We start from the raw sequence: 22,911 nt of genomic DNA, 5'->3' as shown, positions 1-22,911 counted from the left end.
CGGGACGCTGAGGAAGCGCCCCGAAGGGGCGCGGGGAACGGCGCGAGCAACCACGACGAGCCCGTCACCCGCCGAGGAGAGCACGGCAGACAACGGCGCGTAGGTCGCGTCCGGGGCGCTGAGGAAGCGCCCCGAAGGGGCGCGGGGAACGGCGCGAGCAACCACGACGAGCCCGTCACCCGCCGACGAAACCTCGACCCGCAACGGCGCGTAGGCGCCCCCCGCCGAAGCCCCGCGGGAACACGTGACCGACGTCTCTGGCGCCCCAAAACTATCGCCGCTAGTTTAGGTCCCGGCAGGACGAGCGCGAGCGTAGACGCACCAGGAGGAGGAGCCATGAAGGCCCACGACGGCATGTACATCGGCGGCGAGTGGCGGGCCGCCGCGGGCGGGGACACCATCGCCGTCGTCAACCCGGCCGACGAACAGGTCATCGGTCACGTCCCCGCGGGCACCGCCGAGGACGTGGACACCGCCGTGCGCGCCGCCCGCGCCGCCTTCCCCGGCTGGGCCGCGACCCCGCCCGCCGAGCGCGCCGCGAAGCTCGCCGCCCTGCGCGACGTGCTCGCCGCCCGCAAGGAGGAGATCGCCGAGACGGTCACCGCCGAACTCGGTGCCCCGCTGAAGTTCTCGCAGACCGTGCACGCGGGCGTCCCCGTCCTGGTCGCCGGCTCGTACGCGGAGCTGGCCGCCTCGTACCCGTTCGAGGAGAAGATCGGCAACTCCACGGTCTACGCCGAGCCGGTCGGTGTCGTCGGCGCCATCACGCCCTGGAACTACCCGCTCCACCAGATCGTCGCCAAGGTCGCCCCGGCGCTCGCCGCGGGCTGCACCGTCGTCCTCAAGCCCGCCGAGGACACCCCGCTGACCGCGCAGCTCTTCGCGGAGGCGGTCGACGAGGCGGGGATCCCCGCGGGCGTCTTCAACCTGGTCACCGGCATCGGCGCGGTCGCGGGCCAGGCCCTCGCCGAGCACGCCGACGTCGACCTCGTCTCCTTCACCGGCTCGACGGCGGTCGGACGGCAGATCGGCGCGACGGCGGGCGCCGCCGTCAAGCGCGTGGCCCTGGAGCTCGGCGGCAAGTCCGCCAACGTCATCCTGCCCTCCGCCGACCTCGGCAAGGCCGTCAACGTCGGCGTCGCCAACGTCATGGGCAACTCGGGCCAGACGTGCAGCGCCTGGACGAGGATGCTCGTCCACACGTCCCAGTACGACGAAGCCGTCGAGCTGGCCGCGACCGCCGCCGCCAAGTACGGCGACCGCATCGGCCCGCTCGTCAACGCCAAGCAGCAGGCGCGCGTGCGCGGCTACATCGAGAAGGGTGTCGAGCAGGGCGCCCGCATCGTCGCGGGCGGCGCCGACGCACCGCGCGAGCAGGGCTACTACGTCCAGCCGACCGTCTTCGCCGACGTCACCCCCGACATGGCCATCGCCCAGGAGGAGATCTTCGGCCCGGTCGTCTCGATCATCCGCTACGAGGACGAGGACGACGCCGTACGGATCGCCAACGGCACCGTCTACGGGCTCGCGGGCGCGGTCTGGGCCGGGGACGAGGCGGAGGCCGTCGCCTTCGCGCGGCGCATGGACACCGGGCAGGTCGACATCAACGGCGGCCGGTTCAACCCGCTCGCCCCGTTCGGCGGGTACAAGCAGTCGGGTGTGGGCCGCGAACTGGGCCCGCACGGCCTGTCGGAGTACCTCCAGACGAAGTCGCTCCAGTTCTGACCCCTCGGTTCTGTCCCTTCGCGGTGTCGTCGCCGCAGCCCTGTCGCTTCCGTCCCGAAGGAGATCGATCTCTTCATGGTCCGCGCCGCTGTCCTGCCCGCCGTCGGCTCCCCGCTGGAGATAACCGACATCGACCTGCCCGCGCCGGGTCCCGGCCAGGTCCGCATCAGGCTCGCCGCCGCCGGGGTCTGCCACTCCGACCTGTCGCTGAGCGACGGCACGATGCGCGTACCGGTCCCCGCGGTCCTCGGCCACGAGGGCGCGGGCACGGTCGTGGCGGTCGGCGAGGGCGTCACGCACGTGACGCCGGGTGCCGAGGTCGTCCTCAATTGGGCGCCGTCGTGCGGCAGCTGTCACGCGTGCGCGCTGGGCGAGGTCTGGCTGTGCGCCGACGCGCTGGCGGGCGCCGGGAACGTCTACGCCCGACGCGCCTCCGACGGCTCCGACCTCCACCCCGGCCTGAACGTCGCCGCGTTCGCCGAGGAGACGGTCGTCGCCGCCAAGTGCGTCCTGCCCGCGCCGGAAGGCGTTCCGCTCACCGACGCCGCCCTCCTCGGCTGCGCCGTCCTCACCGGGTACGGCGCCGTGCACCACTCGGCGCGGGTGCGGGAGGGCGAGACGGTCGCGGTGTTCGGCGTCGGCGGGGTCGGGCTCGCCACGCTGCAGGCGGCGCGGATCGCGGGCGCGTCGAAGATCATCGCGGTGGACGTGTCCCCGGAGAAGGAGGCGCTGGCGCGGGAGGCGGGCGCCACGGACTACGTCGTCGCGTCGGACACCACGGCCCGCGAGATCCGGGGTCTCACCGGCAAGCAGGGGGTCGACGTCGCCGTGGAGTGCGTGGGACGGGCCGTCACCATCCGTACGGCCTGGGAGTCGACCCGGCGCGGCGGCCGGACGACGGTCGTCGGCATCGGCGGCAAGGACCAGCAGGTCACCTTCAACGCCCTGGAGATCTTCCACTGGGGCCGCACCCTCGCCGGCTGCGTCTACGGCAACTCCGACCCGGCGGCCGACCTCCCGGTCCTGGCGGCGCACATCCGTGCGGGCCGCCTGAACCTGGCCTCGATGGTGACCGAACACATCACCCTGGACGACATCCCGACCGCCTTCGACACCATGCGGGCGGGCAAGGGCGGCCGGGCGCTGGTCATCTTCTGACCGGTACGGGTGCCTCGCTCGTCGCGGGGCGGCGGCGGGAGCGGGACACCGCCACCCCGACGAGGCACAGCGCGCCCCCGCCGAGCGTGACGATCCCCGGGATCTCGTCGAGGAGCAGCCAGGACGCCAGGACGACCAGGGAGGGCACGGCGTACGTCGTCGCGCCCATCCGGCTCGCCGACGTACGGGCCAGGGCGTAGGCCCAGGTCGTGAACGCGAGGGCGGTCGGGAAGACGCCCAGGTAGACGACGTTCAGGGTCGCCGGGGCGGGGGCGCGGGCCGCGTCGTGCACGAGCTGTCCGGCGAAGGGCAGGCACGCCGCCGCGCCGATCCAGCAGCCGAACGTCGTCACCTGCAGGGCGCTGGCGTGCGCGAGCGCCGGTTTCTGGGCGACGACGCCGCAGGCGTAGCCGATCGCGGCGATCACGCAGAGCGCCACGCCCGCGACGGAGGCGGTGCCGTTGGCGTCCCGGCCCGCCATGGAGAAGCCGACGGCTATCGCGCCCGCGAAGGAGACGGCCATGCCCGCGAGCAGGCGCGGCGGGAGTGGATCTCCGAGGAGCCCGGCGGAGAGCAGGGCCACGAGGATCGGGCCGATGTTCACGACCAGCGCCGCCGTGCCCGCGTCGACCTTCTGCTCGCCCCAGTTCAGGGCGACCATGTACACGCCGAACCACAGCACGCCCGACACGACGATCCCGGGCCAGGCCGCCCGTGGGGGCCGGCCCTCTCTTCGGGCGGCGCAGATGGCTCCGAGCACGAGGCCGCCGGTGAGCAGGCGGCCCAGGGCGAGGGCACCGGGGGAGTAGTGGGCGCCGGCGCTCCTGATGCCGATGAAGGCGCTGGCCCAGAGGGTGACGGTGGCGGCGGCGGCGAGTGTGGCTGCGCCGGAGCGGGATGTGAACATGCGGGGTCTTCTCCTTGCGGGTCGCTTCTGTCCGGTCCGTCTTCGCGCGCACCGCCGTGGTGGCTGGCCGCGCAGTTCCCCGCGCCCCTGGGCGTGCGCACTGCGTGCGCTGCCTGTTGGGGGTCGTGGGAGGGTGCGCCTCTCGTGGTGGCTGGTCGCGCAGTTCCCCGCGCCCCTGGGCGTGCGCACTGCGTGCGCTGCCTGTCGGGGGTCGTGGGAGGGTGTGCCTCTCGTGGTGGCTGGTCGCGCAGTTCCCCGCGCCCCTGGGCGTGCGCACTGCGTGCGCTGCCTGGTGGGGGTTGTGGGAGGGTGCGGCTCTCGTGGTGGCTGGCCGCGCCGTTCCTCGCGCCCCTCAGGGGCGCGCGCAAGTGTGTGGCCCTGAAGGCGCGGCGGAGCCGCAGGCTTTCAGGGGCGCGGGGAACTGCGCGACCAGCCACGACGGGAGCCGCACTCGCCGGCGTCGAGCAATGCGGCAGACGGGGAGGCGGGTCCGGCCGGAGTCAGAACTCACCGCGCATCCCAAGCTCCGCCGCAAAGAACTCCGCCCCCGTCCCAGTGACCCGAACGGCCCGTTCCGAGCCGATCCGCTCGACCCAGCCCGCCTCGAACGCCCGCCGGCAAAGCACCGCCCCGGCCACCCCGGCCAGATGGAGCCTCCGCTCGGTCCAGTCCAGACACCCCCGCGCAAGCGGCCGCCGCCCTCCCCGACGCGCACCGAGCTCCCCGAGCCCCAGGAACCAGGAAACCCCCGCCTCCGTCAGCGAGAACCCCGTCTCCACCCGCAAGAACCCCCGCCCCGCAAGACCCTCCGTCACCGCGATCCCCAACCGCCCGGCCAGATGGTCGTAACAGGTGCGCCCCCGCGCCATCGCATCCCGCGCCGAAGCCGCCCGCAACGTAGGAGCCCGCTCACCCCCGCCGGGCACGGCATACGCGGCGAAGCCCTCGACGAGCTGCGCGGCGGCCGCGTCGGCGAGGCGGAGGTAGCGGTGCCTCCCCTGCCGTTCCTCGGCAAGCAGCCCGCCCACGACCAGCTTGCCGAGATGCTCGCTCGCCGTGGACGCCGCGACCCCCGCGTGCCGGGCCAGCTCACCGGCCGTCCACGCCTTCCCGTCAAGCAGCGCGAGCAGCATCGCCGCCCGTGTCTCGTCGGCGATGAGCGACGCCAGCGCGGCGAACCGCGCGGCGCCGGGTTCCTTGGAGGCGGAAGCGGAAGCAGCCATGCGCCAAGGATGCGCCGGAAACGGTTCGGCGCGGGCCGAACCGTCAGCGCGCGGCCGCGACGACCGCCTCGTACTGCACCCCGAGCCCGTCGAGCAGCGCGGCGAGCCCCGTCTCGAAGGCCCGGTCGTCGACCACGTCCTGATGCTCCGCGAGGAGGTGCGCCTGCCCGAGGTGCGGATAGTCGGCGGGGTCGTACGCCGTCTCGTCGTCGACGAACCCCCCGGCGAACGAGCCGAGCGCCGACCCCATCACGAAGTACCGCATGAGCGCCCCGATGGACGTGGCCTGCGCGGGCGGCCACCCGGCGTCCACCATCGCCCCGAACACCGCGTCGGCGAGCCGCAGCCCGGCGGGCCGCCGCCCGGGCCCCTGCGCCAGTACGGGAACGATGTTGGGGTGCTCGCGCAGCGCGGCCCGGTAGGACACGGCCCAGTCGTGCAGCGCCTCCCGCCACCCGCGCGAATCCCCGGCCTCGAACATCGACAGGTCGACCTGTGCGCTGACCGAGTCGGCGACCGCCTCCAGGATCTGGTCCTTGGTGCGGAAGTGGTTGTAGAGGGAGGGCCCGCTCACCCCGAGCTCGGCGGCGAGCCGCCGGGTCGAGACGGCCGCGAGCCCCTCGGCGTCGACGAGGGCGCGGGCCGCGTCCACGATGCGGTCGGTGCTCAGGAGGGGCTTGCGCGGTCGGGCCATGCGGCACATAGTAGGGCTGTCCCCATAAAACTAGCAGTGCTAATTAAAGGTCACCTGGGAGTCGTCCGTGCATCTGGAGCTGAGCGAGGAGCAGACGGCCGTCCGTCGGCTCGCCAAGGACTTCGTGGACCGCGAGATCGCACCGAACGTCGTGGCCTGGGACCGCGCCGAGGAGGTCGACCGCGGCATCGTGAAGAAGCTCGGCGAGGTCGGCTTCCTCGGCCTGACCATCGACGAGGAATACGGCGGCTCGGGCGGCGACCACCTCGCGTACTGCCTGGTCACCGAGGAGCTGGGGCGCGGCGACTCCTCCGTGCGCGGCATCGTCTCCGTCTCCCTCGGCCTGGTCACCAAGACGATCCAGTCCTACGGGACCGAGGACCAGAAGCGGCACTGGCTGCCCCGGCTCACCGCGGGCGAGGCGCTCGGCTGCTTCGGCCTCACCGAGCCCGGCACGGGATCCGACGCGGGCAACCTCTCGACGCGGGCCGTCCGCGACGGCGACGACTACATAGTCAACGGCTCCAAGATGTTCATCACCAACGGCACCTGGGCCGACGTGGTGCTCCTCTTCGCCCGCTCCACCGACGCCCCCGGCCACAAGGGCGTCTCCGCCTTCCTCATACCCACCGACGCCCCCGGCCTGACCCGCCGCACCATCCACGGCAAGCTCGGCCTGCGCGGCCAGGCCACGGCCGAACTGGTCCTGGAGGACGTCCGCGTCCCCGCCACCGCCATGCTCGGCCCCGAGGGCAAGGGCTTCTCCATCGCCATGTCCGCCCTGGCCAAGGGCCGGATGTCGGTCGCCGCGGGCTGCGTCGGCATCGCCCAGGCCGCTCTCGACGCCGCGGTCGGCTACGCGGGCGAGCGCGAGCAGTTCGGCAAGTCCATCGCCTCGTACCAGCTCGTCCAGGAGCTGATCAGCGACATCGCCGTCGACGTGGACGCGGCCCGCCTCCTCACCTGGCGCGTCGCCGACCTCATCGACCGCGGCGAGGACTTCGCCACCGCCGCCTCCAAGGCGAAACTCTTCGCGTCCGAGGCCGCCGTCCGCGCCGCCAACAACGCCCTCCAGGTCTTCGGCGGCTACGGCTACATCGACGAGTATCCGGTCGGCAAGCTGCTCCGCGACGCCCGCGTCATGACCCTCTACGAGGGCACGAGCCAGATCCAGAAACTGATCATCGGCCGCGCCCTGACGGGGGTCTCCGCGTTCTGACGCCGCCTCCCCCTTGAGAAGGGCCCGGATCAGGCGTACACCGCTGGTATGGGCTGACGGGGGAAAGGCGAGCCCATGGGTGACATGAGCGGGATCAACCTGCGCGGGGACGTCAGCGGTCAGGTCGTCGTCGGGGACCGCAACGTCGTCATCAACGCCCGGCAAGGCGCGCATGTCTCCTACCGCGCCGAGGGGCCGCCGCGGGTCCGGCCGCGTCCGCACCCGCTCGGTTCGCAGCGGCCCCGGCGGCCCGCGCTCATCGGCCGGGACAGCGAACTCGCGGCGATCGGACGCTGGCTGGACGGCGGGAAACCCGTGCAGGTGTTCGGCCCGCCGGGCGTCGGGAAGAGCGCGCTGCTGCACCGGTTCGCCGCCGACCAAGCCGACCGAGGCCGCCCCGTCGTCCGTCTGACCGCGACAGGGATGCCGCTGGAGGACCTGCTCCAGGAGCTGTTCCACACCTGCTACGAGACCGAGAGCGGCCACGAGTCCGGCGGGTACAAACCGGTGCCGAGCACCTTGCGCCGCCTGCTCGGCGCGTTGCGCATCCTGCTCGTCATCGACGACCTCACCGCCACCGCCGAGGACATGACCCTCCTCCGGGACATGACGGCAGGCTGTGATCTGCTCACCGCCTCGGCCCAGTGGATCGAGGGCTTCGACAGCCGGCCCATGCGGCTCGAAGGGCTCCCCGCGGACGCCGCGTTCGCACTGCTCGTACGGGAGTTGGGGCACCTGCCGCAGGGAGCCGAGGCGGACGCGGCCCGGCACCTGATCGCCACCGTCCAGGGACATCCGCAGACCCTGGTGCAGACGGCCGCGGCGATGAAAGCGGCCGTCCGCGGTCACGGCGCCGCCCGGGACCCGTGGCCGCCCGAAGCGTTCCGCGTCGACGAGACCGCTCTCGCCGTCGGCGTCGCCGCCCGGCTGTCGCCGGGAGCCGTCGGCCTCCTGCGGCTGCTCTGCGTACTCGATCCGCTTCCCGTACCCCTGCTGCTCCTCGAGGTGTTCGGGGCGCGCGCCGACCGGTCGGCGGTGGCGGAGCTCACGACCTTGCGCCTGGTCGAGGCCGACGGCGACGGTTTCCGCTCCTGCGGGCGGTTCGCCGCGCTCGTCGCCCGGCGGACGGGTCCCGTGGGCGACGCCGCGTGGCTGGCGCCCCCGCTGACCCAGTGGCTGCGGCTCCGCGCCACCCGGCGCGAGGCGGGCGCGGCGGCAGCGGTGACCGGCCGGATCCTCGCGTCGGCGGCCTGGCGCCAGGACCACGCGGTGGCGCGGGACCTCGCACGCGCCGCCGCCCCGCTCCTCGCGCTGTCCCTGCGCTGGGGCATGTGGCGGCGCATCCTCGAACACGGCAGGACAGCGGCGCACACGCTCGGGGACGACGCGGGCGAGACGTACTTCCGCCACGAGGCGCACAAGCGGCGGCTCGCCCTGAGCGGAGTGGCCATGGGCGCGGGCGGCGGTGGCGGTGGCGCCGGGTACGTGGCGGTCCAGGGCGGTGGCGGACTCGGCGCCGGCGCCCCGGCGGGCGGTACACCGGGCCCTCCACCGCCCGGCCCGCCCGGCGGTGGAGCGGGACCCGCGCCACCCGGTCCGCCCGGGGGCGGCGCGCCGGGGCACGGCCCCGCGGTCCATCCCGGCGCCGTCGGCGCGCGGGGAGCCCGCATGGCGCACCGGTCGGTGTGGAGCACCGTCTCGGCACATCCGGTGGCGGTGGGTGCGGGCACGGTGGCACTGGTGGCGAGCGGGGCGTTCGCCGCCGTCCACCTGGCCGGCGGCGACAGCGGACCACCGGCCGTGGTGCCCCGCCCTCCCGCGATCCCGAGCGACCTGCTCCCGACCGACCCGAACACGTCGGCTCCGCGGACGAGCCCCGTCCCGTCCGGCTCCGGCACCACGGCATCGCCCTCGTCACCCTCGGCCCCGCCTGTCGTCCCCGGGCGGCCGATCGGCTCCGGTGGCGACCCGTGTCCCCCCGTTCCGCTCAGCCCCCGTGACTTCGGCACCGTGATCGTCGGCGAGCAGAAGACCGAGGCCGAGAGTTTCCCGTGGCTCGCATGCGACGACGAGAACGCCTTGCGGGCCGACGACCGGAGCAACTGGGACACGGGGCTGACGTCGTGCCCGCCCGCTTCCGGACCAGGAGGCTCCTGCGAGTTCCAGGTGACCTTCCGGCCGCAGAAGCCCGGCGACTACAGCGCACAGGTCGTGATCCCCGACGACGACGGCGATCAGGACATCACGCTGACGGTGACAGGGACCGGCGTGCCCGAGCCGTCGACCTCCGTGCCGTCCCCGACCGACACGCCGTCCACGCCCCCGCCAGGCCCGGAAACCGACTGAGGAGGTCCCATGTCCCACACCCCGGGTGACCGCTACGACATTCACACGCGAGACGTCTCCGGCCAAGTGGTCGTGGGCCGCGACAACACCGTCAGCCGGGTCGAGGCGCCGGCCTCCGCCGCACCCGTCACGGAAGAGGACCTCGCCGGACTGCGGGCCGAGTTCGCCCGCGTACGCGCGTCACTCCCGGCGGACGCCCCGGAGCGGGCCGGTGAGCTCCTCGACGAACTGGAGGAGTCGGCGACGGCGCCGGAGCCCGATCTGTCCACGATGGAGTACGTGCGCCGCTGGTTCGGCCGTCATCTGCCGGCCATGGCCGGCGCGGTCACCGGCCTGGTGGTCCACCCGATCGTCGGCCGGCTGGTCGAAGCCGCGGGCGGCACGCTCGCGGACGAGTTCAGCCGCCGCTTCGGTTCCGGGACCGCGTGACCGCACGCTGAGTACATACCTAGGCGGCGGTGAGCGGCGGTGAGTAGGTGAGCGGATGTGGCCGCGGCCACATCCGCTCCATGCTGTGCGGCATGAACGACACACCGGTCAAGCAGCAGAACACCGCCGCCTACTACGGACAGGCCATCGCGTCCTTCGCCCTCGCGCTCACCGCCGTGTCCGTCGGGATCTACCGCCTCGACGTGAGCGGCTGGATCCGCGCCTTCCTCGCCATCTCCGTGCTCTACCTGACGACCTCGGCCTTCACCATGGCCAAGGTCATCCGCGACCGCCAGGAGGCCGGGCAGATCGTGAGCCGGGTCGACCAGGCCCGCCTGGAGAAGATCCTGGCCGACCACGACCCGTTCAAGCCGGTCGCCTGAGCCGGGCGACCGGCCTCTTGACGATCATCCTCGTACGGGTGCTAAGCGCCCGCTCACCCCGGGAGGTATGGTGTGGGCGCACGTACCCAAGAGGATGTGAGCGGACCGATGACGCAGGACGAGCGGGCTCTGGACCAGGCCGTCGACGAGGTGCCGTGGGCCGAGGTCACCCCCGACGCGGCCCGGCGGCTGCTCGTCGCGGCCGTCGAGGCGTTCGCCGAACGCGGCTACCACGCCACCACGACCCGCGACATCGCGAGCCGGGCCGGCATGAGCCCGGCCGCGCTCTACATCCACTACAAGACCAAGGAGGAGCTGCTCCTCCGCATCAGCACCATCGGCCACGAGAAGGCGCTGATGATCCTGCGCCGCGCGGTCGACGGCGGGGGCAGCGCCACCGAGCGGCTCACCGAGGCGGTCCGCTCCTTCGTCCGCTGGCACGCCGGGCACCACACGACCGCCCGCGTCGTCCAGTACGAGCTGGACTCGCTCGGCGAGGAGCACCGGCCCGCGATCGTCGCCCTGCGCCGCCGCAGCGACGCCGCCGTCCGCGAGATCATCGACGACGGTGTCCAGGCGGGGGAGTTCGACGTCCCGGACGTCCCCGGCACCACCGTCGCCGTGCTCTCCCTCTGCATCGACGTGGCCCGCTGGTTCAACGCGGAGGGCCGCAGGACGCCCGACGAGGTCGGCGCGCTCTACGCCGACCTCGTGCTCCGCATGGTGGGTGCCCGCAACTAGGGCCTGTCGTCAAATTCCCGTCGTCGCCCGGAGGGCGGCCCCGCGGCGTCTGGTGCGTGCTCTCGGCGTGCCGGGTGCAAGGCCTCGTACTGGACGTACTTGGCCTTGTGCCCGGTGCGGCGAGTGGGGGTCCCCCCGGCCGAAGGCTGGGGGAGCGTGCCAGGCGTCGCGGGGCAGACGGGAATTTGACGACAGGCCCTAGCGGCTCAGAAGTAGTAGCGGGACACCGACTCCGCGACGCAGACCGGCTTCTCGCCGCCCTCGCGCTCCACGGTGAACGCCACGGACACCTGCACCCCGCCCGCCACGTCCTCCACGGACGTGATCTTCGCCGTCGCCCGCAGCCGCGAGCCGACCGGCACCGGGGCGGGGAAGCGGACCTTGTTCGTGCCGTAGTTGACGCCCATCTTCACGCCCTCGACGGAGATCAGCTGCGGCCCGAACAGCGGCAGCAGCGACAGCGTCAGATACCCGTGCGCGATGGTCGTGCCGAACGGGCCCTCCTTGGCGCGCTCCGGGTCGACGTGGATCCACTGGTGGTCACCGGTGGCCTCGGCGAACCGGTCGATCCGGTCCTGCTCGACCGCCACCCAGTCCGTGTGGCCCAGCTGCTCGCCGACCGCGGCCTTCAGCTCGTCGGCATCCTTGAAAACCCGCGGCTCCGCCATCTCCAGTGACCTCCCAGGTCCATTGTCCAAGCGCTGTCTAAGCGCTTGCTCAGCTCTCTGGTCATGCTAACAACGTCCCCCGCCCCCGACTAGGCTCGGCCGGGTGCCCCAGATTCCGGAGAAGATCCACGAGCTCACCGTCGGCCAGCTCTCGGCGCGCAGCGGGGCCGCCGTCTCCGCCCTGCACTTCTACGAGTCCAAAGGGCTGATCGGCAGCCGTCGCACCCCGGGCAACCAGCGCCGCTATCCCCGCGACACCCTGCGCCGGGTCGCCTTCATCCGCGCCGCGCAGCGCGTCGGCATCCCGCTCGCCACGATCCGCGACGCCCTCGCCGAACTGCCCGAGGAGCGCACCCCGAACCGCGAGGACTGGGCGCGGCTCTCGGAGGCGTGGCGCGGTGAACTGGAGGAGCGCATCAAGCAGCTGGGCCGCTTGCGCGACCACCTCACCGACTGCATCGGCTGCGGCTGCCTCTCGATGGAGACCTGCGTCCTCTCCAACCCGGACGACGTCTTCGGCGACCGGCTCACGGGTTCCCGGCTGATGGCGGAGCGCCGGGACCGTCGGGAGGGTCGAGCGGGCGAGGAGAGCCGGACGTCTCGGCAGCGTCCGGCGCGGGCGTGAGCGCGGGGCCGAGGAGCCGCAACACGAGCGTGGCGATGCCGGGCCCCGGGCCGTACTCCTGGGCGAGACGCAGGAAGATCGCCGGGCGCCGCCGCCCGGCAGCATCAGGAGGGGCAGCCGCCCAACGCCCCCACCGCCGAAGCCCGTTGTTGCCAGGAACAAGAGTCCTGGCGATGGGCGAAGCCCCTTGAGGGGCGCGGGGAACTGCGCGAGCAACCACGTACCACGGTCACACGCACACACAAGCCCAACCGGGCAGACGCTCAGGCACCCGAGCAAAAACCCAGCGCACTCCGCACAAGCTCCGCATTGCTCGCGGCCCGCGCCCCGTCCGGCAACACCAGCACATCCTCAAGCCCCACCCGAGTAGGCAGCCCCAGCCGAACCGCCAGCCGCACCACGGGCCAGGCCCCACCCTCCTCCCCGTGCAACAACACGGGCCGCCCATGGGCCGAACCAAGATCCCGCAGCAACGATCGAGCGGCCGGCTCGGCGCCCCCGGCGCCATGCTCGGTCACCTCGGCGAGAACCCGCAGAACCCGCGGCCCCAGCGGAGACGCCGCGAACCTCTCCGCCGCATCCGTCCCCGACCAGACACCCGCCTCGACCCCGACCCCCCGCTCAAGAAGCGCCGCGGCGACGCGCTCCGCCCCCTCCTCGTGCCAGTTCACGGAAGCGTGGTCCGGCAACACGGTCCAGGACCGGATCCGCGCCACCCGCTCCGCGGGATCCGGCTCGGCCCACGCCCCCGTGGTCACCCCGACCGGCACGGACACCCGCTCCCGGACCGCGTCGAGCGTGGCCGCGACCGAACGTGGCGCCAACGTGTCTTGTCCGCACGGTGTCTTGGGGTGAACATGCACATCCGAGGCGCCGGCCGCGACCGCCGCCGCGGCGGCCTCGGCGAGCGCCCCGGGCGAGAGCGGCACCACCGCTCCGTCGCTCGCCCCGCGCGCACCGTTCAGACACACTTGTACGAACACCATGCACTCGATGGTGCCAGCATGGTGCCGGCAGCGACCGGCGGCGGGGATCGGACACGACATGCCAGTAGCAGTCTGCTCACTCAAGTACGAGTCCGCGCACTCGGGCGCGCAGAAGATCACCTACGACAGCGACGGCTACCACCTCGTGCGCTACCCGTACGCGACGGCCGAGGAGTCGTACGACCCGTGGCAGATGCACGACCCGGCCGCGGGCGGCGGCACCTCGACGTACCCGGACGCGCGCTCCGGCCTGATCTGGCCGAGCCACGACGGCTGGGCCACCCTGTCCGCGCTGATCTTCTGGGCGCCGGACAGCCGGGCGACCGAGTACCGGGCCCGCTTCGTGCGCGACCCGCTGAACCTGTCGACGCGCTACGACTCGACGGCGACGACGGACATCTCGGCGACGGGCGGCGGCCAGTACCGCTCCTACACCTGGCAGATGTTCGTCCACCCGGGCACCCCGGTCGGCTTCAAGGTGTCGGCGCGGACCGGCGACACCAAGCTCGCGGTGCCGATCACCCTGGCCGAGTTCAAACTGGCGATCCAGACGGACGTGATCAGGCCCTGACGCCTCGTAGAGTCGGGGGCGTGACAGCACATGAGACCCCCGGGGCCCCGCAGACCGCCGACCGCCCGCACGGTTCTTCCCAAGGCGGCGAGAGCGCCGAGGAGTTGCTGGCGCGGACCTGTCTGCGCCTGGTGCCGCCGGGGGTCGTCCCCGCGGAGGCGGCGGACGGCTTCACGTACGTGCGCGGGGTCGCCGAGGGGCTGCACCTCGCGCTCGCCCTGGACGGGCCCGCCTCCGTGCGGCTGCTCAGCGACGAGGACGTGGAGCGCGCGGGCGCCGCCGCGCTGTGGGAGGCGGCCGGGCGCAACCTCGTACGGGAGCCGCTGCGTTCGGAGGAGGTGCGGCTCGACGGGCACGCCGTGCTGTACTCCGTGTACGGGGACTCGCCGTTCGTGTCGACCAAGGCGCTGGTCCTGCCGGAGCTGGTCGCCGAGGTCACCGGGCGCCGGATGCCGGAGGCGGGCGCGCTGGTCGTCGTCCCGACCCGGCACCTGCTCGCGTTCCACCCGATCGTGGACGGCGGCGCCGCCGACGCGATCAACGACCTGGCCACGTACGCCTTCCGGGCCCACGAGGACGGCCCCGGGCCGCTCTCGCCGCGCGTGTACTGGTGGCACGACGGACAGCTGACCTCCCTCACCGCCATCGACCACGACACGCGCACCTTCTCGCTGCGCCCGCCGCCCGAACTCCTCGCCGCGATGCGGGCGCTGCACCGGCTCGACCGGTCAGGACACCTCGCCTCGGACACGTCGGCCGCCGACACGGCCCGCCTCGACGCCCGTACGGCGGCCACCGCCGACGCGATCAGCGGGCTGGACGCCGACCGGCCGGACCCGGACGCCCTCGCCGACGCCTTCGGCCGCGCGCTCACCCTCGCCCACGCGAGCGCCGAGGCCGATCCGGCCGCCGACCGCGTCGAGACCCTGGACGCCTGGGTCGCCGCCCTGCACCTCGGCACGGCGCTGTTCACGCGGACGCGCTCCGTCGCGTGCCGGCTGGGCGAGCGCGAACTGACCGTGCCCGCCACCGGACCCGGCGTGCGGGGCGAGGCCCGCGCCTGGCTCGACGCCTTCTACGTCAGCCTGGTCCTGCGCGAACGCGACCGCACGACCCGGCTGTGCGAGGTCCCGCTCGACGCCTTGCGCGGCCATGAGATGCCGGACACCCCGGGCACCCCGGACACCTCGGTCGACGCGTACGTCCTGCACTGGATCGACACGCTGCAGAGCCACTGGCTGGGCCGGCCCGTGGACGACGTCGTGGAGAAGCTCGTCGCGACCATCGAGGCGTCGCACCCGAAGAGCGCGACGCTCGCCCCGAAGGACTTCCTGAACGCCGTCGACTACCAGCCCGTCGCCCTGTTCCACCGGCTGCTCACGCAGGACCACGACGCGTTCGCCGACGCGCTGAAGGAAGCCCTGGCGCAGCACGGCGGTTACTGGGGGAGCTCGGCCGCGCCGCGCGCCCGCGTGGCGCTCGGTCCGCTCGCGCTCGCCTGCCTCGCGTACGACATGGAGTTCCCGGTCGCCGTCGACGCACCGTACCTGCCCAAGCACCTGCTCAACCGCGAGCGCCTGGAGCACGTCCCCGCGCAGTCGTGAGAGCAGTGGTGAGAGCCGGGGGTGCGGCGCACCCCCGTCGCGCTGTACGTCCTCCCCGCGTCCCCGCGTCCCCTACGCCGTGACCAGCTGCCGCACCCGCCTCGACGCCGCCACGGCCTCGTCGGTGAGGACCGGGCGCGGCACGACGATGCCGCAGTGGGAGCAGACGGGGCCCGACGACGGTTCGTGCGCCAGGTCGTGCTGCCAGACGAGGGAGGTGTCCGCGCACACGGGGCAGCTGTCGCCGGGCTCGCGCTCCAGGGCCGCGATCAGCCTGCGCAGCACCTCGGCGAGCGGCGCGCCGGGGTGCACCGTGGGGTCGTCGCACCAGGCCACCCCGAAGCCGCCCCAGGTCAGCCGGTGCCAGTCGTCGACGCTGCCCGGGCGGCGCAGCCCGTCGTGCTTCTCCTTGCGCCGCCGCTGGGCGAAGGACGCCTCGTAGGCGAGCCAGACGGCCCGCGCCTCCTCCAGCTCCTCCAGGGCCGCCACCAGGCGGGCCGACTCGGGGGAGCGGTCCTCGGGGCCGAACCCGGCCCGCGAGCACAGATGGTCCCAGGTGGCCCGGTGACCGTAGGGAGCGAACCGCTCCAGGCACTTGCGCAGCGAGTAGCGCCTCAGCGCCAGATCGCTCCTCGGATCGCGCACCTGTCTTGCCAGACTTCGGAATCCAGCCATCGCCCTGCACCTCCGTCACACGTACGTCGGCGTCGCCGCAGCAAAAGAACGACGTCGCCGAGTAGACGTATCGACACGCGAATCGGATCCCTTTTCCAGACGGTGATTCTTCTGATCCCTGTGTGGATTCCGAAAACGTGACGCATGTTCATCTTCTGTCGTCGGCTAACCGCCGGTAACCTCCGGCTCACCATCGTCGGGAGGAACAGGCATGCGACGACGCATCCCACGAACCACCCTGCACAGAAAGCCGGTCGGCCAGTCCGGCGGCTCCTTGCGGAGAATTACGGCCGCCGCGGCGCTCGTGCTCACCGCGGGACTGCTCTCCCCTCTCTCGACGGCCACGGCCGCCGACGAACCCGCACCCGTCAGCGACTACTGCAAGGGGCAGTGCGCGGACATCCTGCCGCCGGGGCGAACGGCAGCGCCACGCTCGCCGAGATCCTCGCCCACAAGCTGCTGGGTACCCAGCCCGCTCACGCCGACGATCAGCTCGGCCCTTATGACGCCCTGTCCTCCGGCTACCCCTCACTCACGGATGACACGCTCACGAACTTCTTCAACGATGCCTCCTTCGGTGTCCCCGACGGTCAGGTGCAATCCGTCACCCGCCCTCGCGACGATGTGACGATCACCCGTGACAAGAAGAACGGCGTACCCCACATCAAAGGTTCCACGCGCTACGGAACCGAGTTCGGCGCCGGATACGCCGCAGGTCAGGACCGCATGTGGCTGATCGACCTGTTCCGGCACATCGGCCGGGGCGAGCTGACCTCGTTCGCCGGCGGTGCCCTCGCGAACCAGGGCCTCGAGCAGGAGTTCTGGCCGCAGGCCCCGTACACCGAGGACGATCTGCAGAAGCAGGTCGACTACATCAGGTCCACCGGCGGCGCCCGCGGGCAGCAGGCCATGGAGGACGCGCAGGCCTACATCGACGGCCTCAACGCCTACCGGGTCAAGTCCAAGAACGGCCGCTACTTCCCGGGCGAGTACGTGCTCACCGGCAAGATCGACGCGATCACCAACAGCGGCGAGATACAGCCGTTCAAGATCACGGACATGATCGCGCTGGCCTCGGTGGTCGGCGGTCTCTTCGGCAACGGCGGCGGGGGAGAGGTCGACGCGGCCCTCTCGCTGATGAAGGCGCAGGAGAAGTACGGCGTCGAGAAGGGCACCCAGGTCTGGGAGTCCTTCCGCCAGCGCAACGACCCCGAGACCGTCACCACCATCCACGACGGCACGAGCTTCCCCTACGGCCAGAAACCGGCGAACGCGCGCGGCCAGGCCATGCCCGACAAGAACTCCGTCACCCGCGAGCAGCTCGTCCACGACCGTACGGGCTCGGCGGCGACGGCCGCGCGATCCGGCACCGTCGCCAAGGACCCGGTCAAGACGTCCGCGAAGCTCAAGCCGCTCCAGGGCATGTACGACGACGGGGTGCTCCCCGCGGACATGTTCAAGGACTCCGCCTCCAAGAAGGGCATGTCCAACGCCCTCCTCGTCTCCGGCAAGCACACCGCCTCCGGCCACCCGGTCGCCGTGTTCGGACCGCAGACCGGCTACTTCGCGCCACAGCTGCTGATGATGCAGGAGCTGCAAGGGCCGGGGATCAGCGCGCGCGGCGTCTCCTTCGCGGGCGTCGGCATGTACATCCAGCTCGGCCGCGGCCAGGACTACTCCTGGTCGGCGACGTCCGCCGGGCAGGACATCACCGACACCTACGCGGTCCCGCTCTGTGAACCGGGCGGCGGCACACCCACCAAGAACTCGACCTCCTACGTCTACCGGGGCACCTGCACCCCGATGGAGAAGCTGGAGAAGACCAACTCCTGGAAGCCGACGGTCGCCGACTCCACCGCCGCGGGCTCCTACCGGATGCAGGTCTTCCGCACCAAGTACGGCATCGTCACGCACCGCGCCACCGTCGACGGCAAACCCGTCGCCTACACGGCGCTGCGCTCGACCTACCGCCACGAGGCCGACTCGATCATCGGCTTCCAGATGCTGAACGACCCGTCCTACGTCACGGACGCCGCGTCCTTCCAGAAGGCGGCCCAGAACATCAGCTACGCCTTCAACTGGTTCTACGCCGACAGCCGCGACATCGCGTACTACAACAGCGGCAGCAACCCGGTCCGGGCCAAGGACGTCGACATGTCGCTGCCGGTCAAGGGCGAACAGGCCTACGAGTGGCAGGACTTCGACCCGGCGAACAACACGGCGGCGCTGACCCCGCCGTCCCAGCACCCCAACTCCCTCAACCAGGACTACTACATCTCCTGGAACAACAAACAGGCCAAGGACTTCACCGCCGCCAACTTCAGCCTCGGCGCCGTGCACCGCGGCAACCTCCTCGACGACCGCGTGAAGAAACTGACCGCCAAGGGCGGCGTCACCCGCGCCTCCCTCACCCAGGCCATGGAGGAGGCCGCCGTCACCGACCTGCGCGGCGAACAGGTCCTTCCCGAGCTGCTCGCGGTGATCCGCAGCGCGCCCGTCACCGACCCGGCGGCCGAGAAGGCCGTGCAGCAGCTGGAGGCCTGGGGCAAGGCGGGCGCCCAGCGCAATCAGACGGCCGCGGGCTCGAAGACGTACGCGCACCCGGACGCCGTACGGATCATGGACGCCTGGTGGCCGCTCCTGGTCGAGGCCGAGTTCAAGCCGGGGCTCGGCGCCGATCTCTACCAGGCGCTCAGCGGCCAGCTCAGCATCGACGAGGCGCCGTCCGCCGGACACGGACCCACCGGGTCGCACGCCGGGTCCTCGTTCCAGTACGGCTGGTGGGGCTACGTCGACAAGGACCTGCGCACGGTCCTCGGCCGCCCGGTCCAGGGCAAGCTCGGCGACACGTACTGCGGCGCCGGGTCGCTCACTGCCTGCCGCACCGCGCTGCTGGCCAGCCTCGCCACGGCCGCGGCCAAACCCGCCACCGAGGTCTACCCCGGTGACGACAGCTGCAAGGCCGGGGACCAGTGGTGCGCGGACACCATCGTGCACCGGGCGCTCGGCGGGATCACGCACCGCGGGATCCAGTGGCAGAACCGCCCGACGTACCAGCAGGTGGTGGAGTTCCCGACGCACCGCTGAGACGGGACGCACCGCTGAGACGCGCACGAACGCGGCGGGCGGCAGCGCGAGCCGCCCGCCGCGTGAGCCCTACGCGCGCACCCGTCCGGCCGCGAGCACCACCCGCGCCAGTTCCTCGTGGAGGATGTCGCTGTGGGCGCCGGCCGGGGGCGCGCCGCGGCGCACGACCTGGGCCGCGTCCACGCTCACGCACCCCTTGCCCGGCACGCCCGTCCGCAGCGCCTCCGCGAGCGTGAGCCGGGCCGCGCCCGGGACGTCCTGGATCCCGTCGTAGCCCATGGCGCCCCAGCGGACGCCGAGATCGATGGCGCTCCGGTCGTCCCCGGCGAGCCGGGACGCCAGCGGGTACATCGTGGACAGCGCCGTGTCGAAGTGCGAGTAGCACGAGACCAGCGGGCCGTCGATCCGCGCCTGCTTCCCCTTCAGCGCGCCGCGGCCCGCGAACGTGTAGTGCGAGAAGGCACCTTGGAGCAGCGTCACCGACTTCACGTTGCGCGCGGCGTCCGGCATACCGGCCAGGGCGAACGACACGAGCCGCGCCCCGAAGCTGTGCCCCACCAGATGGACCCGCACGTCCGGGGCGTCGTGCGCGAGGCGGCCGAGCAGCGGTCCGAGACCGTCCTTGCCGACCTTGCCCGCGCGCTTCTTCATCGCGAAGTACGTGGCCTGGCGCAGGAGTTCGTGGGCGCCTTTCCACGCCTTGGCGAGGCCGCCGGGCAGCTTGAACTGCGCCAGGTTCGCCGCGGCCTCCAGCGCCTCGGCGAACTGCTCGCACATGTCCCGCGTGTTCTCCTGGAGCATCGCGGGCGCGGTGTGCGGCGAGCCCTCGCCCTCGACGTCCGCGCCGAGCGCGGTCGGGCGGATTCCGACGAGCTGCCTGGTCAGGCCGCCGAACTGGTCGAAGGCGTCCGCCTGGTCCGGATGCCGGTCGAGCAGCTCGGCCAGTTTCCGCACGACCGTGTCACTGTGCGGGAAGGTCGTGGAGAGCGCCTGCCGGGTGCCCTTGTCGAGGGTCGTGCGCGGCGCCTGCGGGGCGGCGGCCCGCGCCGGGTCGAAGTCGGGGATCTCCTCGTCGGTGAAGCGGATCGACGGCCACAGCAGTCCCGCGTACCCGATCTCGGCGCCGGGCGCGAGGGAGGGGAACGGCGCGAAGAAGCGGTCGTAGAGCCGGACCGCCATGTCCCGGTCGTTGTTCCAGCCGTGCGTCAGGACGATGAGGTCCCGGACGCCGCGCTCGCGCACCTCACGCAGCAGCCGGTCGCGCCGCCCCGGCTCCGTGTCCCCGTCGGCGTCGAACACCAGCTCCCAGTAGGGACGTACATGAACTTCCGGTCCGGCCATGGCCCACCCCCGTGGCAGTAGTCCGTACGGTGTGCCGCATCGTCCTGCGGGAGCCGGGGGTTGGCCATACGTGCGTCAGGACCGCGCCGCGCGCTTCAGGCCAGTTCGCGCTCGCGGGTCTCCGGCAGCGCGAGGACGCAGAGCAGCGAGACGACCGCCATCGCGCTCACGTACCAGCCGACCGACGACGACCCGAACGCGTCCTGCAGCCGCGTCGCCACCAGCGGAGCCACCGCGCCGCCGAGGACCCCGCCCAGGTTGTACGCGAAGGAGGCGCCCGAGTAGCGCACCCGGACCCCGAACAGTTCGGGCAGGTAGGCGCCCATCGGGCCGTAGACCACACCCATGCAGAACAGGGCGCCGCCGAGCGCGAGCGCGATGAGCACGGGCTGCTCGGTGTCCATCAGCGGGAAGAGGGCGAGCCCCCAGACGACGGCGAGGGCCGAGCCCGCGAGGACCGTCCTGCGCCGGCCGCCCGCGTCGGAGCGCGTCGCGGCCAGCCACGTGCCGGCGGCCAGGAACAGACACGCCACCAGGGACACCGCGAGCATCGTGGAGCGCGGCACGCCGAGCGTCTTCGTGCCGTAGGCCAGGCAGTACGTCGTCGCCGTGTAGAAGAGGCCGTACGCGACGACCATGCCGCCCGCGCCGAGCAGGATCTCCCGGGGATGGCGCTTGAACACCTCCAGGGCAGGCGCCTTGCTCGCCTCCTGGTTCTCCATGACCTTCGCGAAGACCGGCGTCTCGCTGATCTTCAGCCGGACGAACAGGCCGACGGCGACCAGGAGGAAGGAGAGCAGGAACGGGACGCGCCAGCCCCACGACTGGAACGCGTCGTCCGACAGCGACTCCGAGAGCAGCCAGAAGATGCCCGTCGCCGCGAAGAACCCGACCGACGGGCCGAGCTGGGGGAACGCCGCGAACATGCCGCGTCTGCCGCGCGGCGCGTGCTCCACCGCGAGCAGCGCGGCGCCGCCCCACTCGCCGCCCAGGCCCACGCCTTGCAGGAACCGGAGCAGGACGAGCAGCAGCGGCGCCCAGACGCCGAGCGTGTCGTAGCCGGGAAGCAGACCGACGCACGCCGTCGACAGGCCCATCAGGAGCAGCGACGCCACCAGGACCGACTTGCGGCCGATCCGGTCGCCGAAGTGCCCGAAGATCAGCGAGCCGATGGGGCGGGCGGCGAACGCGACGGCGTACGTCGAGAACGAGGCGAGGGTCGCGTTGAGCGAGGACAGGTTCGGGAAGAACGCCTCGTTCAGGACGAGCGCGGCGGCCGTTCCGTAGACGTAGAAGTCGTAGAACTCGATGGCTGTGCCGATGAAGCTGGCCACCGCCACGCGTCTCAGGCTCTCCGCCTGGGGGTGCGGATTCGGCGTGGCCGGGGCCGTGTTCTGGCTGGTCGGGTCTTCTTTGAGCACGCTCCGTACTTTTGCGGTAGCTGTATCTTGCAGTCAATGGGTGGGATGCGATGTCTCGGGTGGTGAGATCGTTGCCGGGTGCGGGTTTCGTCGTGGCTGGTCGCGCAGTTCCCCGCGCCCCTGGCGGGGGCTACCTGTACGACAGATATTTCGCTCGGGTTCCGCGGAAGGCGCGTAGTTCGTTCTGCCAGGCCGCCACCACCTCGGTCGTGGTCGCTCCCGCGTCGATCATCGTGCGGACCTGGGTGGAGCCCGTCAGCTTGTCGATCCAGTTGTCGGGGCGCCAGGCGAAGCCGGGCCAGGTCGACTTCGCTGTGATGAGGAGGGCGATGCCCGTGCGGACCGGGTCGAACTTCTCCCTGTCGTCGACGTGGAGTTGGACGCCGCCGATCGTCTTGCCCTGGAACTTGGAGAACGTCGGGGCGAAGTAGGCCTCCCTGAATTTCACGCCGGGCAGGTTCTCCTCGTTGGCCTTCGCAGCCCAGCGGCCGTCGATGCCGTCGGCGCCCAGGAGTTCGAACGGGCGGGTGGTGCCGCGGCCCTCGGAGAGGTTCGTGCCCTCGAAGAGGCAGGTGCCGGAGTAGACGAGCGCCGTGTCCGGGGTGGGCATGTTGGGGCTCGGGGGCACCCAGGGGAGTCCCGAGGCGTCGTAGAAGTCGTCGCGCCGCCAGCCCGTCATGGTCACCGTCGCCAGTTCGACGGGGTGGGCGAGGTACTCGGCGTTGAACAGGCGGGCCAGCTCCGTGACCGTCATGCCGTGGGCCTGCGAGATCTCCCGGCGGCCGACGAACGTGGCGAACTCCTTGTGCAGGATCGGGCCGTAGGCGTTCCGGCCGGTAACCGGGTTCGGGCGGTCAAGGACCACGAACCGCTTCCCCGCGAGCTGCGCCGCCTCCATGCAGTCGTACAGCGTCCAGATGTACGTGTAGAAGCGCGCGCCCACGTCCTGGATGTCGAAGACGACCGTGTCGACGCCGGACGCCGTGAAGATGTCGGCCAGCGCCTGCCCGCTCTTCAGGTACGTGTCGTAGACGGGGAGTCCGGTCGCCGGGTCGTCGTAGCGGCCCTCGGAGCCGCCCGCCTGCGCGGTGCCGCGGAAGCCGTGCTC

General features: G+C 72.3%; 19 protein-coding genes and 1 pseudogene. 11 read left to right on the top strand and 9 right to left on the bottom strand.

The annotated features are described in order from the left end of the window. Positions 1–336: 336 nt before the first annotated feature. The gene (locus N5I75_RS06870) at positions 337–1,725 is read left to right on the top strand and encodes an aldehyde dehydrogenase family protein (RefSeq protein ID WP_476675362.1); all 1,389 of its coding nucleotides are present in this window, start codon (positions 337–339) and stop codon (positions 1,723–1,725) included. Positions 1,726–1,800: 75 nt separating this feature from the next. Next, a complete protein-coding gene (locus tag N5I75_RS06865) occupies positions 1,801–2,883 on the top strand; it encodes a Zn-dependent alcohol dehydrogenase (RefSeq protein ID WP_476675360.1) in 1,083 nt (360 codons plus the stop codon). On the opposite strand, the gene N5I75_RS06860 is transcribed toward N5I75_RS06865, so the two are convergent. The 3 genes from N5I75_RS06860 to N5I75_RS06850 form a co-directional block, all read right to left on the bottom strand. Beyond that, positions 2,873–3,790, bottom strand: a complete 918-nt coding sequence (locus tag N5I75_RS06860; protein WP_476675358.1) for a DMT family transporter — start codon at positions 3,788–3,790, stop codon at positions 2,873–2,875. The genes N5I75_RS06865 and N5I75_RS06860 overlap by 11 nt on opposite strands. A gap of 500 nt (positions 3,791–4,290) precedes the next feature. Continuing rightward, positions 4,291–5,013: an ArsR/SmtB family transcription factor gene (locus N5I75_RS06855; protein WP_476675356.1), complete on the bottom strand. Its 723-nt coding sequence runs from the start codon at positions 5,011–5,013 to the stop codon at positions 4,291–4,293. Positions 5,014–5,056: 43 nt separating this feature from the next. Further along, entirely contained in the window at positions 5,057–5,707 is a 651-nt protein-coding gene (locus tag N5I75_RS06850; RefSeq protein ID WP_476675355.1) for a TetR/AcrR family transcriptional regulator, read from the bottom strand. A gap of 67 nt (positions 5,708–5,774) precedes the next feature. Between N5I75_RS06850 and N5I75_RS06845 the strand changes: the two genes are divergently transcribed. The 5 genes from N5I75_RS06845 (at position 5,775) to N5I75_RS06825 (ending at position 10,825) form a co-directional block, all read left to right on the top strand. Beyond that, entirely contained in the window at positions 5,775–6,926 is a 1,152-nt protein-coding gene (locus N5I75_RS06845) for an acyl-CoA dehydrogenase family protein (protein ID WP_476675353.1), read from the top strand. 75 nt (positions 6,927–7,001) lie between these two features. Continuing rightward, on the top strand, positions 7,002–9,272 hold the full coding sequence (locus tag N5I75_RS06840) for a hypothetical protein (RefSeq protein WP_476675351.1): 2,271 nt from the start codon (positions 7,002–7,004) through the stop codon (positions 9,270–9,272). 9 nt (positions 9,273–9,281) lie between these two features. Then, complete coding sequence (locus N5I75_RS06835; RefSeq protein ID WP_476675349.1) at positions 9,282–9,701, top strand: hypothetical protein; 420 nt, start codon at positions 9,282–9,284, stop codon at positions 9,699–9,701. A 92-nt stretch (positions 9,702–9,793) separates the two neighbouring features. Then, entirely contained in the window at positions 9,794–10,084 is a 291-nt protein-coding gene (locus tag N5I75_RS06830; protein WP_394435282.1) for a YiaA/YiaB family inner membrane protein, read from the top strand. Positions 10,085–10,192: 108 nt separating this feature from the next. Further along, positions 10,193–10,825, top strand: a complete 633-nt coding sequence (locus N5I75_RS06825) for a TetR/AcrR family transcriptional regulator (RefSeq protein ID WP_476676940.1) — start codon at positions 10,193–10,195, stop codon at positions 10,823–10,825. Between the two features lie 206 nt (positions 10,826–11,031). On the opposite strand, the gene N5I75_RS06820 is transcribed toward N5I75_RS06825, so the two are convergent. Then, a complete protein-coding gene (locus N5I75_RS06820) occupies positions 11,032–11,493 on the bottom strand; it encodes a MaoC family dehydratase (protein ID WP_476675346.1) in 462 nt (153 codons plus the stop codon). A gap of 103 nt (positions 11,494–11,596) precedes the next feature. Between N5I75_RS06820 and soxR the strand changes: the two genes are divergently transcribed. After that, entirely contained in the window at positions 11,597–12,118 is a 522-nt protein-coding gene (soxR, locus tag N5I75_RS06815; RefSeq protein WP_476675344.1) for a redox-sensitive transcriptional activator SoxR, read from the top strand. Positions 12,119–12,381: 263 nt separating this feature from the next. Here the strand turns inward: soxR and N5I75_RS06810 are convergent, their stop codons facing one another. After that, entirely contained in the window at positions 12,382–13,104 is a 723-nt protein-coding gene (locus N5I75_RS06810; RefSeq protein ID WP_476675342.1) for a 3-keto-5-aminohexanoate cleavage protein, read from the bottom strand. Between the two features lie 58 nt (positions 13,105–13,162). On the opposite strand from N5I75_RS06810, the gene N5I75_RS06805 reads away from it, so the two are divergent. Then, positions 13,163–13,675, top strand: coding sequence for a hypothetical protein (locus N5I75_RS06805; RefSeq protein ID WP_476675340.1), 513 nt, complete (start codon positions 13,163–13,165; stop codon positions 13,673–13,675). A 20-nt stretch (positions 13,676–13,695) separates the two neighbouring features. After that, positions 13,696–15,279, top strand: a complete 1,584-nt coding sequence (locus N5I75_RS06800; RefSeq protein WP_476675338.1) for an immunity 49 family protein — start codon at positions 13,696–13,698, stop codon at positions 15,277–15,279. Between the two features lie 72 nt (positions 15,280–15,351). Here N5I75_RS06800 and N5I75_RS06795 read toward each other — a convergent pair whose 3' ends face one another. Then, entirely contained in the window at positions 15,352–15,954 is a 603-nt protein-coding gene (locus tag N5I75_RS06795; protein WP_476675336.1) for a hypothetical protein, read from the bottom strand. A gap of 211 nt (positions 15,955–16,165) precedes the next feature. Between N5I75_RS06795 and N5I75_RS06790 the strand changes: the two are divergent. Then, positions 16,166–19,041, top strand: a pseudogene (locus tag N5I75_RS06790) (penicillin acylase family protein). Between the two features lie 69 nt (positions 19,042–19,110). Here N5I75_RS06790 and N5I75_RS06785 read toward each other — a convergent pair. From N5I75_RS06785 to N5I75_RS06775, 3 genes are all read right to left on the bottom strand, one after another. Further along, positions 19,111–20,382, bottom strand: coding sequence for a serine-threonine protein kinase (locus tag N5I75_RS06785; protein WP_476675334.1), 1,272 nt, complete (start codon positions 20,380–20,382; stop codon positions 19,111–19,113). Positions 20,383–20,477: 95 nt separating this feature from the next. Then, a complete protein-coding gene (locus N5I75_RS06780) occupies positions 20,478–21,731 on the bottom strand; it encodes an MFS transporter (RefSeq protein WP_476676938.1) in 1,254 nt (417 codons plus the stop codon). Between the two features lie 202 nt (positions 21,732–21,933). Further along, positions 21,934–22,911: exo-beta-N-acetylmuramidase NamZ family protein (locus tag N5I75_RS06775; RefSeq protein ID WP_476675332.1), on the bottom strand; the 978-nt coding region annotated here is incomplete at its 5' end.

The organism is Streptomyces sp. R818 (genome assembly GCF_056172735.1).
This window is presented reverse-complemented; position numbering and strand designations above follow the sequence as displayed.

Coding starts and splice junctions, on each gene's coding strand:
- N5I75_RS06840 (WP_476675351.1), top strand. CDS start 7,002: ATGGGTGACATGAGCGGGATCAACCTGCGCGGGGACGTCAGCGGTCAG.
- N5I75_RS06795 (WP_476675336.1), bottom strand. CDS start 15,954: ATGGCTGGATTCCGAAGTCTGGCAAGACAGGTGCGCGATCCGAGGAGC.
- N5I75_RS06850 (WP_476675355.1), bottom strand. CDS start 5,707: ATGGCCCGACCGCGCAAGCCCCTCCTGAGCACCGACCGCATCGTGGAC.
- N5I75_RS06820 (WP_476675346.1), bottom strand. CDS start 11,493: ATGGCGGAGCCGCGGGTTTTCAAGGATGCCGACGAGCTGAAGGCCGCG.
- N5I75_RS06865 (WP_476675360.1), top strand. CDS start 1,801: ATGGTCCGCGCCGCTGTCCTGCCCGCCGTCGGCTCCCCGCTGGAGATA.
- N5I75_RS06810 (WP_476675342.1), bottom strand. CDS start 13,104: ATGGTGTTCGTACAAGTGTGTCTGAACGGTGCGCGCGGGGCGAGCGAC.
- N5I75_RS06825 (WP_476676940.1), top strand. CDS start 10,193: ATGACGCAGGACGAGCGGGCTCTGGACCAGGCCGTCGACGAGGTGCCG.
- N5I75_RS06830 (WP_394435282.1), top strand. CDS start 9,794: ATGAACGACACACCGGTCAAGCAGCAGAACACCGCCGCCTACTACGGA.
- N5I75_RS06860 (WP_476675358.1), bottom strand. CDS start 3,790: ATGTTCACATCCCGCTCCGGCGCAGCCACACTCGCCGCCGCCGCCACC.
- N5I75_RS06870 (WP_476675362.1), top strand. CDS start 337: ATGAAGGCCCACGACGGCATGTACATCGGCGGCGAGTGGCGGGCCGCC.
- N5I75_RS06855 (WP_476675356.1), bottom strand. CDS start 5,013: ATGGCTGCTTCCGCTTCCGCCTCCAAGGAACCCGGCGCCGCGCGGTTC.
- N5I75_RS06835 (WP_476675349.1), top strand. CDS start 9,282: ATGTCCCACACCCCGGGTGACCGCTACGACATTCACACGCGAGACGTC.
- N5I75_RS06785 (WP_476675334.1), bottom strand. CDS start 20,382: ATGGCCGGACCGGAAGTTCATGTACGTCCCTACTGGGAGCTGGTGTTC.
- N5I75_RS06805 (WP_476675340.1), top strand. CDS start 13,163: ATGCCAGTAGCAGTCTGCTCACTCAAGTACGAGTCCGCGCACTCGGGC.